Origin of the sequence: Humidesulfovibrio sp. (assembly GCF_031082295.1) — a bacterium.
In the GTDB taxonomy this organism is placed as follows: Bacteria; Desulfobacterota; Desulfovibrionia; order Desulfovibrionales; family Desulfovibrionaceae; genus Humidesulfovibrio.
Map to the genome: position 1 here is coordinate 1 of NZ_JAVHLD010000046.1, position 16,152 is coordinate 16,152.

General features: G+C 61.2%; 14 protein-coding genes, 1 tRNA gene and 1 other RNA gene. 7 read left to right on the forward strand and 9 right to left on the reverse strand.

What is annotated here, in order from left to right; all coding sequences use genetic code 11:
• Nucleotides 1–280: 280 nt before the first annotated feature.
• The 5 genes from RDU24_RS14905 to RDU24_RS14925 form a co-directional block, all read right to left on the reverse strand.
• On the reverse strand, nt 281–1,504 hold the full coding sequence (locus RDU24_RS14905) for an OmpP1/FadL family transporter (protein ID WP_308736572.1): 1,224 nt from the start codon (nt 1,502–1,504) through the stop codon (nt 281–283).
• Between the two features lie 171 nt (nt 1,505–1,675).
• Nucleotides 1,676–1,772: signal recognition particle sRNA small type (ffs, locus tag RDU24_RS14910), an RNA gene on the reverse strand.
• Nucleotides 1,773–1,787: 15 nt separating this feature from the next.
• Nucleotides 1,788–1,879: transfer RNA gene (locus RDU24_RS14915), tRNA-Ser, on the reverse strand.
• 60 nt (nt 1,880–1,939) lie between these two features.
• Complete coding sequence (locus RDU24_RS14920; RefSeq protein WP_308736585.1) at nt 1,940–2,854, reverse strand: dihydroorotate dehydrogenase; 915 nt, start codon at nt 2,852–2,854, stop codon at nt 1,940–1,942.
• Between the two features lie 11 nt (nt 2,855–2,865).
• On the reverse strand, nt 2,866–3,645 hold the full coding sequence (locus RDU24_RS14925) for an iron-sulfur cluster-binding protein (RefSeq protein WP_308736573.1): 780 nt from the start codon (nt 3,643–3,645) through the stop codon (nt 2,866–2,868).
• A gap of 58 nt (nt 3,646–3,703) precedes the next feature.
• On the opposite strand from RDU24_RS14925, the gene RDU24_RS14930 reads away from it, so the two are divergent.
• The 3 genes from RDU24_RS14930 (at nt 3,704) to RDU24_RS14940 (ending at nt 7,584) form a co-directional block, all read left to right on the forward strand.
• A complete protein-coding gene (locus tag RDU24_RS14930) occupies nt 3,704–5,713 on the forward strand; it encodes a peptidase U32 family protein (protein WP_308736574.1) in 2,010 nt (669 codons plus the stop codon).
• Complete coding sequence (locus RDU24_RS14935; RefSeq protein WP_308736575.1) at nt 5,710–6,681, forward strand: YbgA family protein; 972 nt, start codon at nt 5,710–5,712, stop codon at nt 6,679–6,681. Before RDU24_RS14930 ends, RDU24_RS14935 begins: the two co-directional genes overlap by 4 nt.
• Before the next feature lie 75 nt (nt 6,682–6,756).
• Nucleotides 6,757–7,584, forward strand: coding sequence for a rhodanese-like domain-containing protein (locus tag RDU24_RS14940; RefSeq protein WP_308736576.1), 828 nt, complete (start codon nt 6,757–6,759; stop codon nt 7,582–7,584).
• Here RDU24_RS14940 and RDU24_RS14945 read toward each other — a convergent pair.
• Both RDU24_RS14945 and RDU24_RS14950 read right to left on the reverse strand, forming a co-directional pair.
• Nucleotides 7,581–8,483: a DMT family transporter gene (locus RDU24_RS14945; RefSeq protein WP_308736577.1), complete on the reverse strand. Its 903-nt coding sequence runs from the start codon at nt 8,481–8,483 to the stop codon at nt 7,581–7,583. The genes RDU24_RS14940 and RDU24_RS14945 overlap by 4 nt on opposite strands.
• A gap of 9 nt (nt 8,484–8,492) precedes the next feature.
• Entirely contained in the window at nt 8,493–9,149 is a 657-nt protein-coding gene (locus RDU24_RS14950; RefSeq protein WP_308736578.1) for a TIGR00730 family Rossman fold protein, read from the reverse strand.
• Between the two features lie 185 nt (nt 9,150–9,334).
• Between RDU24_RS14950 and RDU24_RS14955 the strand changes: the two genes are divergently transcribed.
• Genes RDU24_RS14955 through miaA form a run of 4 tightly spaced genes read left to right on the forward strand, consistent with a single transcriptional unit; the run spans nt 9,335 to nt 13,034 of the window.
• On the forward strand, nt 9,335–11,032 hold the full coding sequence (locus tag RDU24_RS14955; protein WP_308736579.1) for an MBL fold metallo-hydrolase: 1,698 nt from the start codon (nt 9,335–9,337) through the stop codon (nt 11,030–11,032).
• Nucleotides 11,033–11,044: 12 nt separating this feature from the next.
• On the forward strand, nt 11,045–11,644 hold the full coding sequence (gene rsmD, locus RDU24_RS14960) for a 16S rRNA (guanine(966)-N(2))-methyltransferase RsmD (protein ID WP_308736580.1): 600 nt from the start codon (nt 11,045–11,047) through the stop codon (nt 11,642–11,644).
• Nucleotides 11,590–12,099 (forward strand): pantetheine-phosphate adenylyltransferase, encoded by a 510-nt coding sequence (gene coaD, locus RDU24_RS14965; protein ID WP_308736581.1) that lies wholly within the window; start codon nt 11,590–11,592, stop codon nt 12,097–12,099. Before rsmD ends, coaD begins: the two co-directional genes overlap by 55 nt.
• Nucleotides 12,100–12,107: 8 nt before the next feature.
• Nucleotides 12,108–13,034 (forward strand): tRNA (adenosine(37)-N6)-dimethylallyltransferase MiaA, encoded by a 927-nt coding sequence (miaA, locus tag RDU24_RS14970; protein ID WP_308736582.1) that lies wholly within the window; start codon nt 12,108–12,110, stop codon nt 13,032–13,034.
• A 30-nt stretch (nt 13,035–13,064) separates the two neighbouring features.
• Here the strand turns inward: miaA and RDU24_RS14975 are convergent, their stop codons facing one another.
• Nucleotides 13,065–14,255, reverse strand: coding sequence for an iron-containing alcohol dehydrogenase (locus RDU24_RS14975; protein ID WP_308736583.1), 1,191 nt, complete (start codon nt 14,253–14,255; stop codon nt 13,065–13,067).
• A 10-nt stretch (nt 14,256–14,265) separates the two neighbouring features.
• On the reverse strand, nt 14,266–16,152 hold a 1,887-nt coding region (locus tag RDU24_RS14980; RefSeq protein WP_308736584.1), incomplete at its 5' end, for a protein-disulfide reductase DsbD family protein.

The following is a 16,152-nucleotide window of genomic DNA, read 5'->3' on the forward strand; positions in this document are numbered from 1 at the left end:
TACCAAGCTCGAATTCGATACGGTCCAAGACCGCCCAGGAAGCCGTAGAGCTTCAATGATTAACCCCGGATGTAATGTCCGGGGTTGTCTTTTGTGGTCCGTTGAGTGGTTGCTTTTAAAAGCCGCACATCTTCCATGTTCAAAAATATCTTTTCTCAGCTATGTCAGTATGTCTGCCTCATTGTATATAATCTTGCTTTTGTAGTAGATTTACATCTTGAGCCATAAATGAAAAAGCCCGGAACAACTCCGGGCTTTTTGTTAAGTGTTGAGGCTGGGGCTAGTAAGTGTAGCCGATAGAGAATCCGGCCATGTAGGCTTTGCTGTTGGATACTTCGTAAGCGCCAACGTTATTGTTGCTGTTGCTGTCAATGCTGCGATGGTTGTTTTGCAGGTACATGACAGAAACGTCGTAAGTGAACTTGCCGTCAGTGACGCCAAATCCAGTGCTGTAGATCTTGCGGTCACTGGAAGGGAGCATGTAGTCTTCATAGCCTTTGCGAACGGGATCCTGGTCCCAGACAAAGCCAGCGCGAAGAGCGAGCCAGTCCAGCGCCTGGTACTCAGCGCCACCTTGGAAGCGCCACACGTTGCGCCAGTTCTTTTCACTTACGATTACGCCGGCGGTAGCTGTACCGGGTTTCTTTTCGTAGTCGTAGATCAACTTCTTGTAATCCTGCCACTGAGTATATATGGCATCAGCTTCGAACTTCCACTTGCTGTTTGGTTTGTATGCCAAACCGAGGTTATAGGACGCGGGCAAGGTCAGGCTCATTGTAATATTCCCGTCCTGAAAAACGCCACTTTCAATAAAGCGTGCATGGCCCTTGTCAACGTGTTTCTGCAATGTATGGTAAGTGAACCCTGCAGACCACTCATCATTAATTTTGTAGTGGACGCCCAATTGCCCGCCAATGCCAAAACCAGAGACACTAATCATCTGATCGTTGGTACCTGTCGGGCGTGTGCGGAGGTCACCACTGCTGTACATCACTTCCGGACCAAAAGAGATAGAAAGTGAGTCTGTGAGCTTCAAGGCCAGGTTGGCTGCCAGGGAATACGTTTCGAGTTCGGATCGGTAGAGTTTGCTCTTTCCTGCCCATTCGTATCCATACTGAGTGCCGACGCCAAAGCGTGTGTACAGTCCGAGACCAAGCCAGGCGCGTTCGCCGGCCTGATAGGTCAGGAAGGCGTGGGGCGGAGTGTAGATATTGGTCTGGGTAGTGGTCTTCTCATTGGCCGTCTGAACGTCAGCCGTCGGAGCGATGGCGGTCATGCCGACCATGATACGAGTCCCGGGCAATTGCGTGATGCCGGCAGGGTTGTACGCAACCGCAGAGGCGTCGTCGGCAAGAGCGATGGTGGCGCCTCCCATGGCGTTTGCGCGCGCACTATACTCGTACAGCGCAAAACCGCCTGCCAGAGACAGGCTCGGCAGGCTTACAAGGGTTAGCAGAGTGACGGCGTAGATCAAGAAACGGGCTTTTGCTCGGCTATGTTTCATTCGGAACCTCTTTCTGTGGGGGGCATTGCCACTCCAGCGAAGCTATGGCTGCAACTCTACGCTGGCGGTGTGCTTCGATACCTAGTGATAGTGAAAAAGTAAACACACATTTAAAACAAACGGAAAGGATGATTGAGGTGGCAACAAAAAAGGGCGCATTTCTGCGCCCTTCTTTCAGGGAAACCGGACACCCGGGCTCGGACCGTTACCGCTGCTCCCTTTCGGGCCTGACGGGGTTCACGGCGAACCCGCCGTCCGGCTTCCCCGGGGTATCGTTAAAAAGTGGCGGAGAGGAGAGGATTTGAACCTCCGGTACCCTTCCGGGTACACACACTTTCCAGGCGTGCTCCTTAGGCCGGTCTCGGACACCTCTCCGCGAGGTCGAAACGATTAATACGAAACATGTGGGCTGGCAAGCAAAAAATGCATGTCGGCTCAAGGCAGTTTCAAACTTCCCCGAAGTTCATCCAGGCTGTCGCTGCGCGCCTTGATCATGGCCCTTGGCAGATCGTCGATAATGCGAAACGATTGGTCAGGCCTGAGGAAATTGGCGGTACCCACCTGAACGGCCGAGGCGCCAAGCAGGATGAACTCCAGCGCGTCCTCCGCGCTGACAATGCCGCCGATGCCGATGACCGGGATTGAAACCTTGCGGCACACCTGGTGCACGCACCGAAGCGCAACGGGTTTGATGGCTGGCCCGGAAAGGCCGCCAACGACATTGGCCAGGGTTGGCTTGCGCGTACGGATGTCAACGGCCATGCCGAGCAGGGTGTTGATGAGGGAGACCGCATCGGCGCCGCCATCTTCCGCAGCCTGGGCGCAACTGGCGATGTCAGTGACGTTGGGCGAAAGCTTGACGATGACGGGCTTGCCCTTGGCGCGTTTCTTCACTTCGTCCGTCACTTTGGCGATCTGCGCAGGGTCCTGGCCAAAGGCCGATCCGCCCTGGCTGACGTTGGGGCATGACACGTTGACCTCAAGGGCTGCCACGCCTTCTTCTCCGGCGAGCACATCGGCCAGTTCGCCGAACTCAGGCACTGTGCAGGCGTACATGTTGGCGATAATGGCCGTCTCGCGCCAAGGCAGAAGCGGAAGCTTGTCGCGCAGGAAGGCCTCAACGCCGGGGTTCTGGATGCCGATGGCGTTCAACATGCCGCAAGGCGTCTCGGCAATGCGGGGCATGGGGTTGCCTTCTCGCGGTTTGAGCGACAGGCCCTTCACCACTATGCCGCCAAGTCGCTTCAAGTCTCCGAAGGACGAAAACTCAAGGCCGAACCCGAAGGTTCCGGAAGCGGTGATGATGGGGTTCTTAAGCACCAGCCCGGCGAATTCAACACGCAGGTCAATCACAAGGCCTCCTAGATCTGAACGTCGGCTGCGGCGAACACTGGTCCGCGCGCGCAGACCTGCACGTGTTTGCCCTGGCCGTCCTTGCAGACGCAGCCGAGACATGCGCCAACGCCGCAGGCCATGGTCTTTTCAAGGGAGATTTCCGCGCGGATGCTTTTTTTCAAGGCGTGTGCCTGCACGGTGCGAAGAAACGGCGTGGGTCCGCAGGCCAGCACAAGGCCGTCGGCATGCTCGTCCATGCTCGCCTCGATGCGCGCTATGATGTCCGGCAGGTCATCGCTGGAACGCTCCTGGATGGCTTCGGCGCGAACCTTCTCGGACATGGCGAGAAAGGGGTAGTGGTCGAGCGACGGGCGGTGCGCGAAGAGCAGGTGCAGGAACTCCGGGCTGGGATGGTTCTCGATGTAGCCGCGAAAGGGGGCGATGCCCATGCCGCCAGCCAGCAGCAGGGTCGGCGTTTTTGTCGGCGCGCTGAAGCCGTTGCCAAGCGGTCCCCAGATGATGACGACATCCTCAGGGCGCAAGCGGGCAAGCCGGGTCGTGCCCCGGCCAACGACCTGAATGAAGAAGGTCACGGACTCGGCGTCGACGCGGGAGATGGAAAATGGCCGCCCCCAGGGCAGCTCCAGCCCCCAATGCTTGGCCCGCAGCATGGCGAACTGGCCCGGTTTGTAGGATTCCCAGCCGGGGTTCTCCACGGTCAGCTCCACAAAGTCGCTGGGCTCGTCCCAGGTGCCCAGGAAGCGGACTTCCCTGACCTTGACTTCACGGCAATTTCTCTCCACCATATGCTCCCTTTGTCCCGCCGGATTGTGCGGGGCTCCCCATCCACCTTTCGAGGGCTTCTTGAACAGCACTGAAACGTTTCGACCCGAAATAATGGCTCCGGCGGGTGACCGCGCGAGCTTTCTGGCCGCCGTGGCCGCTGGCGCGGATGCCGTGTACCTTGGGCTCAAGCATTTTTCCGCGCGGATGCAGGCGAAGAACTTCGGCCTGGGCGAGCTGGCCACCCTGGTGGACTTCGCCCACGAGCGCGGCGTACGCGTCTACGTCGCCATGAACGTCCTGCTTAAGCCGGGCGATGCCCAGGCCGCAAGCGGTCTCATCGAGCGCTTGGCGCTGATGGTCAAGCCCGACGCGCTCATCGTGCAGGACCTGGGGCTCATCAGTCTGGCCCGGCAGGCCGGATTCGAGGGCGAGATACACATCTCCACCCTGGCCAACGCCACGCATCCCGCTGCCCTCAACGTTGCCAAGGCGCTGGGAGCCACCCGCGTCGTTCTCCCGCGCGAGCTGGATCTCGATGAGATCAAGCTCATGGCCGAGTCCTGCCCGGAGGGTGTGGAACTGGAGCTCTTTGTGCACGGCGCTCTGTGCCATTGCGTTTCCGGGCGCTGCTGGTGGAGCAGCTTTTTCGGCGGCAAGAGCGGCCTGCGCGGACGATGCGTTCAGCCCTGCCGCCGCTTGTACAGGCAAGGTGGTGCCAAAGGCAAGCCTGAACGCCTGTTCTCATGCCAGGACCTGTCCCTCGACGTCGTCACCAAGCCCTTGCTGAATGTCCCGAAGGTCAGCTCCTGGAAGATTGAAGGCCGCAAGAAAGGGCCGCATTACGTCTATTATGTTGTTTCGGCCTATCGCATGCTGCGCGACAACCCCAACGACGCCACAGCTCGCAAGTCTGCCTACTCGCTGCTTGAGCAGGCTCTCGGCCGCCCCGGCACCCACGGGCGTTTCCTGCCGCAGCGGCCTTTCCCGCCCGTTCGCCCCAGCCAGGAGACGGCTTCCGGCTTTCTCGTGGGGCAGGTGAAGAAGGATTCCGGCAACAAGTCCTACATTCAGACCCGAATGGACCTCTTGCCCGGCGACCTGCTGCGCCTTGGTTGCGAGGACGACGCCTGGCACCAGACCATGCCCTTGCGCCGTCGCATTCCCAAGGGCGGTCGACTTGACGTACCCAGGCATCCGAGCGGGCATCTTCCGCCTGCGAAGGCCCCGGTGTTCCTCATCGACCGGCGCGAACCGGAGCTTATGCGCATTCTGGCCGACCTTGAAAAAGAGCTGTCCGCGCGCAAGACGCCTTCGGAAAAGGAGGCCTCCACCGTCACCCCCACTGTTTTTGAGCCTCCGACCAGGCATTTGCGCTTGGACATGGGCGTCTACCGCGCCATGCCCAAGGGAGCGGCCAAAAGCGCCGGCAAGGGCAGGGGGGGAGACACCGGCGTGTGGCTGGAGCGCTCGTCGCTGCTTGATGTGCCAAGGCCAGTCACCCCCCGCGTTTGGTGGTGGTTGCCGCCAGTCATCTGGCCCGGAGAGGAGGAGCGCTACCGCAATCTCCTGGCCGAGGCCCGTGAACGCGGGGCCAAGATGTTTGTCTTGAACTCGCCCTGGCAGGTTGGCTTGTTCGAGAACAAGGAAGGGGTGCGCCTTGTGGGCGGCCCGTTCTGCAACCTCGCCAGCGCCGATACGGCCGCGCAGTATGCCGAGTTGGGGATGGAAGCGGCCTTTGTGAGTCCGGAGTTGTCCGGCGAGGAGCTGTTGTCCTTGCCGCGCAAGAGCCCCATCCCGCTTGGAATCGTTCTTGGAGGCTTCTGGCCGCTTGGCATAACGCGCATTTTGGCCGAGGAAGTTCGCGTGGAGGAGCCGATCCTGAGCCCCCGCGGCGAGGTGGCCTGGGTGCGCAAGTTCGGCTCCAACCACTGGATCTTCCCCGGCTGGGAGCTGGATCTCGCAGCCCACCGGCGTGAACTGGAGCAGGCCGGCTACGAAACCTTCGCCACCCTGCGCGAATATTGGCCCAAGTTCCTTGACCAGAACACGCGCACGTCCGTCTTCAACTGGGACCAGGGGCTTTTGTGAGCATCCCGAACTCCGTTTCAGCCCGCCCTCTCCTAGGCGTCAGCCGTTGCCTGCTGGGCGACAAGGTGCGCTATGACGGAGGCCACAAGCTGGACCACTTCCTGGCTGACCGTCTTGCCCGGCACGTCGATTATGTTCCTGTGTGCCCTGAAGTGGAGTGCGGCCTCACTGTCCCGCGCCCAGCCATGCGCCAAGTGGGGGATCCAGACAGTCCGCGCCTGGTGACCATCTCCACCGGCGTTGACCTCACTGAGCGCATGCGCACGTGGTCCGCGTCTCGTGTGGAAGAGCTTGCAGAACTGCCTTTGTGCGGCTTCGTGTTCAAGTTCGGCTCGCCAAGCAGCGGCATGAGCAGGGTGAAGGTGTACCCGGAAAAGGGCGGCTCGCCCTTGCTGCGTGGTCGGGGTCTCTTCGCCGCGGCCTTCATGGACCAGTTTTCGCTGTTGCCTGTGGAGGACGAGGGCAGGCTCAACGACGACGCCCTTCGCGAGAACTTCATTGAGCGCGTGTTCGTCATGCACCGCTGGCGCGAGCTGGAGGCGCAGGGCCTGAGCCTGGGCCGCCTGGTGGATTTTCATACCCGTCACAAGCTGCTCATAATGGCGCACAGCGTGGAGCACTACCGCAGTCTTGGGCGGCTGGTGGCCACGGCCGGCGAGCTGCCCACCGAGGTCCTTCGTCAACGGTATCTGCATGAGCTCATGGAAGGTCTGAGGTTGCAAGCCACGGTGAAGAAGCACGTCAATGTCCTGTCCCATGTCATGGGCTACTTCAAGCGTCAGCTTTCGCCGGACGAGAAGCGTGAGCTGCTGGAGGTCCTCGACGCATACCACCGGGAACTGTTGCCACTCGTTGTTCCCGTGACTTTGCTAAACCACTACGTGAGGAAATTCGGTGAGGCCTATTTGGCCGGTCAGTGGTACCTTCAGCCTCATCCGGCAGAACTCAAGCTGCGCAACCACGCCTGACGCCCCCTGCCACGGAAAGCGTATTCTTGCTCTTGAGCGCACCTGGGGGTATTGGATCATCATGGAGGAGCAACCATGACCGGTGACGCCCCACAAATCTCCGTAACCGAGGCCAAGGAAATTCTGGAGGCCACCCGCCTTGGGCAGCGCACGCTGCTCGATGTGCGGCAGGACTTCGAGTACGCCGAAGGCCATCTCCCCGGCGCAACGCATATCCCGCTTCCAGAGTTGTCCGAGCGTGTCGGCGAACTTGATCCCGCCTTGCCGACTGTCGTCTACTGCCGCTCCGGCATGCGCAGCCTGGCCGCGGCAAACTTGCTGCATGGGCTTGGGTATCGTGATGTGGCCAGCATGCGGGGGGGCATAATGGCCTGGGAAGGCGCACAGGCGCAGGGGCCTTTTGATCTTGGCCTGGCTAAGCTGCTCGCGCCGAAGAACGCTCAGGAACTTCTGGAGCGCGCCTGGGCCATGGAGTTGGCTTTGGGCGAGTTTTACGCAACCCTTGCGGGCAAAAGCGTTGATGCTGACGTTTCAGCTTTGTTTGGGCGATTGGCCGGGTTTGAAGAGAAACATCGCCGCACGCTGACGGAAATTTGGAAGCGCCTGGGGGGCAATGATTCCAGCGGGTTTGAGTCGCGTGCCAAGGCATTTGCCTCTGCTGATTCCCTGGAAGGAGGCATCGGTCCGTCTGATTATCTGGGCATGATTGGCGACCCCGTGAGTGTGCCTGAGGCCTTGGAACTTGCCATGGCAGTGGAAGCGCAGGCCATGGACCTGTACCTGCGTCGCGCCAAGACTGAGACTGACGCCGACCTGCGGCGCACACTGGTTTTGCTGGCCGAGGAGGAGAAGGCCCACTTGAAGGTCCTGGGAACCTTTGTGGATGGCCGCAACCGGTTCTAGCCGCCTCGTTTTTGCAGCAGATTCCCGCCCAGGATGAGAACCAGCCCCGCGTAGGTCGTGGCGTGGATGCTCTCGCCAAGAATGGTGGCGATAAGGATCAGCGACAAAAACGGCGACAGGAAGATCAGGTTGCCGATCTTGGCAGCACTCAACGTCAGGCGCATGGCCGATAGCCAGAGCACGAAGCTCACCCCCATCTCGAAAACACCCACATAGGCGGCCGCGAGCAGGCCCTCGGCGTTTGCTGGCGGCAGGCCGCTGAACAAGAGCGTCGCGACCAGCACCAACGGCAGGGCGAAGGCGAAGTTCAGGAACAGCGCCAGCACGGGGTCTGTGGCGCTTTTGGTGTTGCCTATCCAGTACAAGGCCCAGATGAGCGTGCTGCCCAGGGCGAGTGCCACACCAAGCGGGTTGCCGAAGTCGAGGTCGGTAAGCTTGCCTTGGGTGGAGAGCACGACAACGCCCGCGTAGCTTACGCAGATGGCGGTGAGATCGCGCCGGGTGAGTTTCTGCCCCAGCAGCGGCACGGACAGCAGCGACAGCGTGATCGCCCAGGTGTAGTTCAAGGGCTGGGCCACCTGCGCTGGCAGAAGCGAATATGCCTTGAACAGGACAATATAATAGATGAAAGGGTTGAGCGCTCCAAGCAGGGCGCAACGCAGGAGCTCACGGCGCTCCAGTGCGCAAAGGAGCGTGAGCTTGCCCTGGCATGCCAGGATGAGCGCGAGGGTCAGCACGGAAACGGCGTCGGCCACCAGCAACAACTGCAGGTGGTCCAGGTGTCGCAACGCGATCTTGAAGGCCGTGGCCACTGTGCTCCAGATGAGCACGGTGGCCAGGCCGAAGATGTACGCCTTCCGCTGTCGCGCGGCGTTGTCCGTCAAAGGGGCGTTCGCCAAGGCCGGTCTCTAGATGACCACGTGGCGGCGGATGTGCTCCACGGCCTCCTCGTTCGAGTCGGTGAGCAGGAACAGGTCCATGTCGCGTGGGCCGCAGTATCCGTCTGCCACAAGCCTTGCCTGGAACCAGTCCACCAGACCGCCCCAGAAGTCCTTGCCGAGCAAGACGATGGGGAAGGCCTTGATGCGGCGCGTCTGGATGAGCACGAGCGCTTCGGAGAGCTCGTCCAGGGTGCCGTAGCCGCCGGGCAGGGCGATGTAGGCCATGGCGTACTTGATGAACATGAGCTTGCGCACGAAGAAGTAGCGGAAGTCGCAGCGAACGTTGAGGAACGGGTTGTTGCGCTGCTCCAGGGGTAGATGGATGTGCAGGCCGATGGACTGTCCGCCAGCCTCGTAACAGCCCTTGTTTCCGGCCTCCATGAGGCCCGGCCCGCCTCCGGTGATGACCGAGAAGCCCGCGTTGGCCAGTTGCGCTGCGAGGTCGACGGTTTTCTCGTACCAGGGCTCACCGGCCTTGACCCTTGCGGAACCGAACACGGAAACCGCCGGGCCGATGTCGTTCAGTGTCTCGAATCCGTCGACGATTTCGGACAGAATCTTGAACAGCCGCCACGACTCCTGCATGGAGAGATCGTCGATGAGATACTGCTTGGAGTTGGGCATTGTCACCTCGAGCTTGCGTCATTTAGTGGTTGCGGGGCAGTGTCTTCTTTGGCAAACATGTGCCAGTCCCGGCACCTTGGGCCGGTAGAAGAACTGTACATGGAAACACGCGCGACCGGAAGAGCGGGGTTTACTCCTGGCTTGCTAGACCGAGCGCAAACCCCCAGGCGGGCAGAGGGCAACGTATGAAGATCAATTTTCTGGGCGCAGCCCAGGCCGTCACCGGTTCCTGCTACATTCTCGAAACCGGAGGCCACCGTTTCTCGGTGGACTGCGGCATGCACCAAGGCAATGCCGAGATCGAAAAGCGCAACCTGAACATGGAGAACTACCGCCCGAGCGAGTTGGACTTTGTTCTGGTCACCCACGCCCACATCGACCACATTGGCCTATTGCCGAGGATCGTGGCCGAGGGATTCAAGGGAAATATCTACGCCACGCCTCCCACCCGCGACCTCATGCAGATCCTGCTGCTCGACAGCGCGCACATTCAGGAAATGGAAGCCGAACAAAACCGGCGCAAGGTCGCGCGGCGCGGCAACAAGACGTCTCAGCCCCCGTATACGGTGGGCGAGCGTCGCAGCAAGCCCCAGTCCCAGGCCCCGCACGTCTCCATTGAACGCCGGGCGGAAATGCTGTCGCAGCCGCTGTACACCACCGAAGACGCCATGGCGACCATCCCGCAAATCAAGACCATTGAGTACAATAAACCTTTTGAGCCTGTCCCGGGCATCCGCGTGACGTACCGTGACGCCGGGCACATCCTGGGCTCCGCCTTCATCGAAATCGAGTACCTGGAAGATGGCAAGTCCACCAAGCTTGTCTTTTCCGGCGACCTTGGCCGCCCGAACCAGCTCATTCTGCCCGACCCGAGCAAGGGCGGCAGCGCGGATTACGTTTTCCTTGAGTCCACATACGGCGACCGCGACCACAAGTCCTTCGAGAACAGCTACGACGAGTTGGCCACGGCCATCGCCTACAGCTACAAGAACCATGAGAAGGTCATCATCCCGGCTTTCGCCGTGGAGCGCACCCAGCAGATTCTTTACACCCTCTTTCTGCTGAGCGAAGAGGGCAAGCTGCCGAAGGACATGCCCGTGTATCTGGACAGTCCGCTGGCCATCCAGGCCACGGAGATTTTCCGAAGCCACCCGGACTATTTCGACGCCAAGACCCAGGCTCTGCTCAAGGCTGGCAAAGACCCGCTCGCTCTGCCGAACCTGCGCTTCAGCCAGACCTCCGAGGAGTCCAGGGCCATCAACAACGAGCCCGGGTCCGCCGTGGTCATCTCGGCCAGTGGCATGGCCAACGCGGGACGCATTCGCCACCACCTGCGTCACAACCTTTGGCGCAAGGGCGCGAGCGTCGTCTTCTGCGGCTACCAGGGCGAAGGCACGCCTGGCCGTAAGATCGTCGACGGCGCCAAGAGTATCACAATCTTCGGCGAGGAGATCGCCATCGCCGCCAAGGTCTTCACCATTGGCGGCTTTTCAGCGCATGCCGGCCAGGCGGAGATCATGCAGTGGCTGCGCACTTTTGACGGCAAGGACACCAAGGTCATATTGATCCACGGCGAAGTCCGCGCACTTGCCAAGTTGAGCACGCTCATCCACGACCAGCTCGGAATGGACGTGCACGTCCCGTCCTATCTTGAGGAACTGACGCTGCAGCCCGGCAAGGTCATGGTGCCTGTGGTGGATGTGGAAAAGGCCGCTCCGCGCATCGACTGGGACTTCCTCATCTCCGACTCCAGGCATCTCTTCGAGGAGTTCCAGAAGCGCATGGAACTGGCCAAGCAAAAGCCCTGGGTGGCGCAGACCGAGATACGGGACCGTTTCCTCGACCTGAACCGAAAGATGGTGGAGATCATCTCCGAGCTGTAGCTGGAGGTGTCCATGCGCATCATCGCGGGAACATATGGCGGGCGGAGCATACGTACTGTCGAGGGACCAGGCTATCGTCCTGCGACGGCAAAGGTGCGTCAGGCAGTGTTCTCCATGCTTGAGGCGCGCGGCGTGGAGTGGACTACTTCGCGTGTGCTCGATCTCTTCGCCGGCAGCGGAAGCCTGGGTGTCGAGGCCTTGAGCCGTGGCGCGATTGACGCCTGGTTTGTGGAAAAGAACCCGCGGGCAGCCGATTGCCTGCGCGGCTCCCTGCGCGACCTTCAGGTCCCGGACACGCGTTGGCGCGTGTTCCAGGCCGATCTGCTGAAGCTGCTGTCCCGACCCGCAAAGGATGCCTTTGACGTGGTTTTCATCGACCCCCCTTACGGGCAGGACCTGCTGCCCCCGGCTTTAACCAAGGCCGTCAGCGGCGGCTGGATCGCTCCCGACGCCTTTGTGCTGGCTGAAGTCGAGGCCAAAACCGACTTCGAGGGCAAGGTGCCGACGCAACTCATACCGCAGGCCGACAGGCTCTACGGACAGACGAGGATACTGCTATGGCAGAACAAGACCCCAGACTCGCCGTCTACCCAGGCACCTTCGATCCCCTGACCAGGGGGCATGTGAGCCTCATCAGCCGTGGGCTCAAGGTCTTTGACCGCATCGTCCTGGGGGTTGCCAAGAGCACGCCGAAGAAGACCTGCTTCACTCTGGACGAACGCGTGGAAATGGCGCGCGAGGTATTTCTGGACGAGCCGCGCATCATCGTCGAGCCGTTTGACGGTCTGCTCATCGACTACGTGCTTGGTCGCGGTGCCGGGGCTATTTTACGCGGCCTGCGCGCTGTCAGCGACTTCGAGTACGAGTTTCAGATGGCGCTCATGAACCGCCGTCTTTCTCGCGATGTGCAGACCGTGTTCCTCATGACAGACTACAAGTGGATGTACTTGAGTTCCACCATCGTGAAGGAGGTGGCTCTGCATGGCGGCAACGTCAAGGGGCTGGTTCCCGAACCTGTTCTGCTCAAGCTGAACGCCAAGTACGCGACCCTGAACGGGGACTGCTAGGAACAACCATGACCGCCTTGCGCGCCGTCTGCATCCTCGGGCCTACCGGTTCCGGCAAGACCGGGGCCGCCCTCGCCCTTGCGCGCGAGCTCCCGGTTACGGTGGTCAACTACGATTCCAGGCAGGTCTACGCCGACTTCCCCGTTGTCACAGCACAACCGGACGCGGAGGAGCGCTCGGTGTGCCCGCATGTGCTGTACGGCTTTCTGCCCACTGCCGAGCCCATGACTGCCGCACGTTTTGCCGAGCTGGCCCGGACGGAGATCGTCCTCGCCAGGGAACAGGGCCGCATTCCCGTGCTTGTCGGGGGGACGGGACTGTATCTGCGAGCGCTGGAGCAGGGTCTGGCGGATATCCCGCCTGTGCAGCAGGAGGTCCGCGACTGGGTGCTGGGCCGTATGGAGCGTGAAGGCTCGGCTGCCTTGCATGCGGATCTGGTCAAGGCCGACCCCGTTACCGCCGCGCGCCTGCACCCCAACGACACGCAGCGCATCGCCAGGGCGCTTGAGGTCTTTCTCGGCACGGGCAGGACGCTTACGGCCTGGTTTGAAGAGCAGAAACGCGGTCAGACCGGGGTGGAGCTGTGCAAGGTCGGCTTGTCGTACACCTTGCGCGAGCTTGAGCCGGGGCTCAGGAAGCGCATCGGGGTGATGCTTGAGCGCGGCGCGCTGGACGAGGTGCGGCGCGCCTGGGAGGCAACGCCGGAGCGCACCGCCCCCGGCTATTCCGGCATCGGCTGCCCGGAGCTGTTGGCGCACCTTCTGGACGGCATGGGCCTGGATGAGTCCTGCGAGCTCTGGTTCCGCAACACTCGCGCCTACGCCAAGCGGCAGCTCACCTGGTTCGCCAAGGAGCAGGGCGTGCGCTGGGTCAGGCCAGAGGGCTTGGCCCGCCTCGTGGAGCTGGTCCGCACCTGGGACTCCAAGCAGGCCTAGACCCTCTGCCAGAGAGCACCGCGCAATGTTCTAGCGCGCAAACACCCCTTCAAAGATGGCCCGCACGTCGGCTTCGCCCATGGACACCGGCGTGTTCTGGAATTGTCTCGAATCCTTGAGCTGCATGGCCGCCGCGACGAACTGCGGCACGTTGTCAGCCTCAAAGCCCATCTCCTCTGGCGTCAGGTCGGCCAGGCCGACGGCCTCCAGCAACGCTTCCAGGGCGTTCAGGAACGGATGTCCGTCCTCGTCTTCGTCTCCACCCACGCCAAAGCCCATTGCCACAGCCAGATTCATGAGGCGGTCGCTGGTTTCTTCATTTTGGCGTGCCAATTGAATAAGGCGCTCGAAGTATGAACGGCAGAGCAGCACGAGCCCTGCGCCGTGCTGGGAGTCCGGGTTCGAGCCGCTGAAGGAGTACTCCAGCGCGTGCTGGGAAATGGGCGAAGACAGCGACAGGCACATGCCTGCGGCCAGACTGGCCCAGGAAAGCGCCGTGCGTGCGTTGATGTCGTCCCCGTCCTCCACCGCGGTGGGCAAAAAGCGCGTCACCAGATGCGCGGCCTCAAGGCACAGCATGTCTGTCATGGGTTGCCGCGCCTTGGACAGGAAGCACTCCACAGCGTGGAAGAAGGCGTCCATGCCCGTGATGGCCGTGAGCCTCTGCGGCACGGAGAGCGTCAGTTCCGGGTCGATGATGGCGACGGCGGGGTTGAAGGCCGGGTGCACGAAGCCGCGCTTGCCCACAGGGCCGCACAGCACGGCAACGGCGTTGCCCTCGGTGCCGGTGCCCGACGTGGTCGGAATGGCCACTATGGGCAGCCCTTTGGCGCCGTCGTATTGCTGGCTGGTCATGTTGTCCCAGAAGGGGCCGGTGTTCGCCGCGGCCAGGGCGATGCACTTGGCGGAATCGATGACGCTGCCGCCGCCTAAGCCCACCACGAAATCCACACCCATCTTTCTTGCCTGTGCAGCGGCCGCGTCCACGTCTTCTGTGCGCGGGTTGGCCCGTACGCCGTCAAACACGACGCTCATGACCCCGTGGTCGGCCAGCAGGCCTTGCACGCGCGCCAGATAGCCCTGACGAAGAATGTTGCCACTCTGACCGATGACGATCATGGCATGCTTGCCCTGGGGCAGATGCGGGGTTTGGGCGAGTTCCTCCAGTCGGCCGGGGCCGAACAGAAGTGTCGTAGGCATGCGGAAGGTGAAAGAAAGCATGAATCCTCTCCTAGCGCTTCGCGGCATCAGCCACGGCGTCTTCAAGTTGCTGTGGAGTGAACAGGTCGCGCAGGACAACTGGCTCCTGAGATGATTTCTTGGGGAATATCGCCAGGAGTGGAATGCTCTTGCTGCCCAGGGCAGAGAGCAGGGCTTCGGCTTCGGGGTTCTGCTCGGTCATGTCCGCCTTCATGAGCTTGACGCCGTAAAGTGTCTGCAGCTTCTGCATGCGCTCGGGAGTCAGGTTCGTCTGTTCCAGCACCTTGCAGGTGGGGCACCAGTCGGCAGTGAAGTCGACGATGACAAGCTCGGAGCCGAGCATCGCTGACAGTGCTTTTGGGTCGTAGCGTTCCCATTGGGTTTTGACTCTGGGTTGCAATACCCAATAGGCGCTTGCCGAGATGAGCACTATTGCCAGCAGCTTGAGCGCCCACGCGCGACGCGTGTCGAACCCTGGGCCCGCCATGCCCCAGAGAGTGCAGGAAACAGCCGTGATCAAAAGCAGCACCAGCGTGGAGACCAGCATGGATTCGGGCAGAATGTTCAACAGATATATGCAGGTGCCCATGAGGAACAGGGCAACCAGGCGTTCAACGTGGCCCATCCAGGGGCCTGGCTTCGGGGTGAAGCGGACCATGGACGGAAAGACGCAGATGAGCAGATATGGCGAAGCCATGCCCATGCCGATGCTCATGAGCACCGTGGTGATCACAACAGGCGGCTGCAGCAAAGCCCAGCCAAGCACGCCGCCTAGAAACGGACCGCTGCACGGCGTGGCCAGCAGCGTGGTCAGCATTCCGGTGAAGAACGATTGAAGTTTCGGGTGGGTGGTCATCTGGTCGAATTTGAGGTCGATGACCGGCAGGGTGAACACGCCGAGCAGACTTAGGCTCAGGCCAAAGACGATGACCGTGAGCGCCAGCACGACGCCGGGCTTCTGGAATAGTTGGCCCCAAGCCAAATCCGTAAAGCCGAACAGACCCGCAAGAAACAGGAAGTAGGTCATCGCGCCAAGTGCCAGGAACATGAAGTGTTCGCGGATCTTGCTGTTGCGGTCACGCTCCGAGGTGTTGCCTCCACCCGCCAACAGCGAGGAGAGTTTGATGCTGATGACCGGAAGGGCGCAGGGCATGAAGTTCAGCACGAAACCGGCCAGCAGGCCGAGCAGGATCGCCTTGGTGAGGCCGCCGACCTCAAGGCTGGGCTGGAGGTAGCGTGGCTTGAGGCCTGACCATTGCCCAGTCGCTGTAGCGGCGGTGGCTGGCGCTGTAGCGGCCTCGCTGGCGCCAACGGTCACAGCGGCTGGGTCTTTCAGCGCGTCCAGGAAGTCCGGCCACCAGGGTTGTTTGTCGGCAGCCGGCAGCGTCGACTTGGCAGGAATGTCGAAGCGCAGGTCCACCTGCGTGGGCAGGCACTTGTCCTTTGTGCACAGCAGCAACTCCAGGTTGCCCGTGATGGCGAGTGGCGGTACGGCGCTTTCTGGGAGCGGCACAAACAGGGGCGTACGTCCAGAATAGGCATTCACAGTGATTGTCGGGTCAAAGGCATCCTGCTGCGGTTTGCCTGGCGGGTAATAGGTCACAAGCTGTGATGCGCCTGTTCCAAGGCTTGCGGAAAGGCGTGTCGGCTTTCCGAAGCCGCCAGGATCCTTGGCGTAAGTGTACCACCCGGCATCCGGCTCGACAAACAGGACGACCATGAGGTTCGAGGCCAGGCCTGTCTGTGTGCGTGCCTGTTGGCCAAGGCTGAAGGCCTGCCATTGAGTCGACATGGGATAGTCGGAGTGACGCTCCTGCGCCTGCGCCATGTTGAGGGACATGCCAAGGCAGAACAGGGCGAGGACGAGGTGACGGAAGAAATTTCGCATCTTTTTTCCAGGTTCAGTGATTTCGTGTTG

Coding starts and splice junctions, on each gene's coding strand:
- miaA (WP_308736582.1), top strand. CDS start 12,108: ATGACCGCCTTGCGCGCCGTCTGCATCCTCGGGCCTACCGGTTCCGGC.
- RDU24_RS14950 (WP_308736578.1), bottom strand. CDS start 9,149: ATGCCCAACTCCAAGCAGTATCTCATCGACGATCTCTCCATGCAGGAG.
- rsmD (WP_308736580.1), top strand. CDS start 11,045: ATGCGCATCATCGCGGGAACATATGGCGGGCGGAGCATACGTACTGTC.
- RDU24_RS14940 (WP_308736576.1), top strand. CDS start 6,757: ATGACCGGTGACGCCCCACAAATCTCCGTAACCGAGGCCAAGGAAATT.
- RDU24_RS14975 (WP_308736583.1), bottom strand. CDS start 14,255: ATGCTTTCTTTCACCTTCCGCATGCCTACGACACTTCTGTTCGGCCCC.
- RDU24_RS14905 (WP_308736572.1), bottom strand. CDS start 1,504: ATGAAACATAGCCGAGCAAAAGCCCGTTTCTTGATCTACGCCGTCACT.
- RDU24_RS14925 (WP_308736573.1), bottom strand. CDS start 3,645: ATGGTGGAGAGAAATTGCCGTGAAGTCAAGGTCAGGGAAGTCCGCTTC.
- RDU24_RS14955 (WP_308736579.1), top strand. CDS start 9,335: ATGAAGATCAATTTTCTGGGCGCAGCCCAGGCCGTCACCGGTTCCTGC.
- coaD (WP_308736581.1), top strand. CDS start 11,590: ATGGCAGAACAAGACCCCAGACTCGCCGTCTACCCAGGCACCTTCGAT.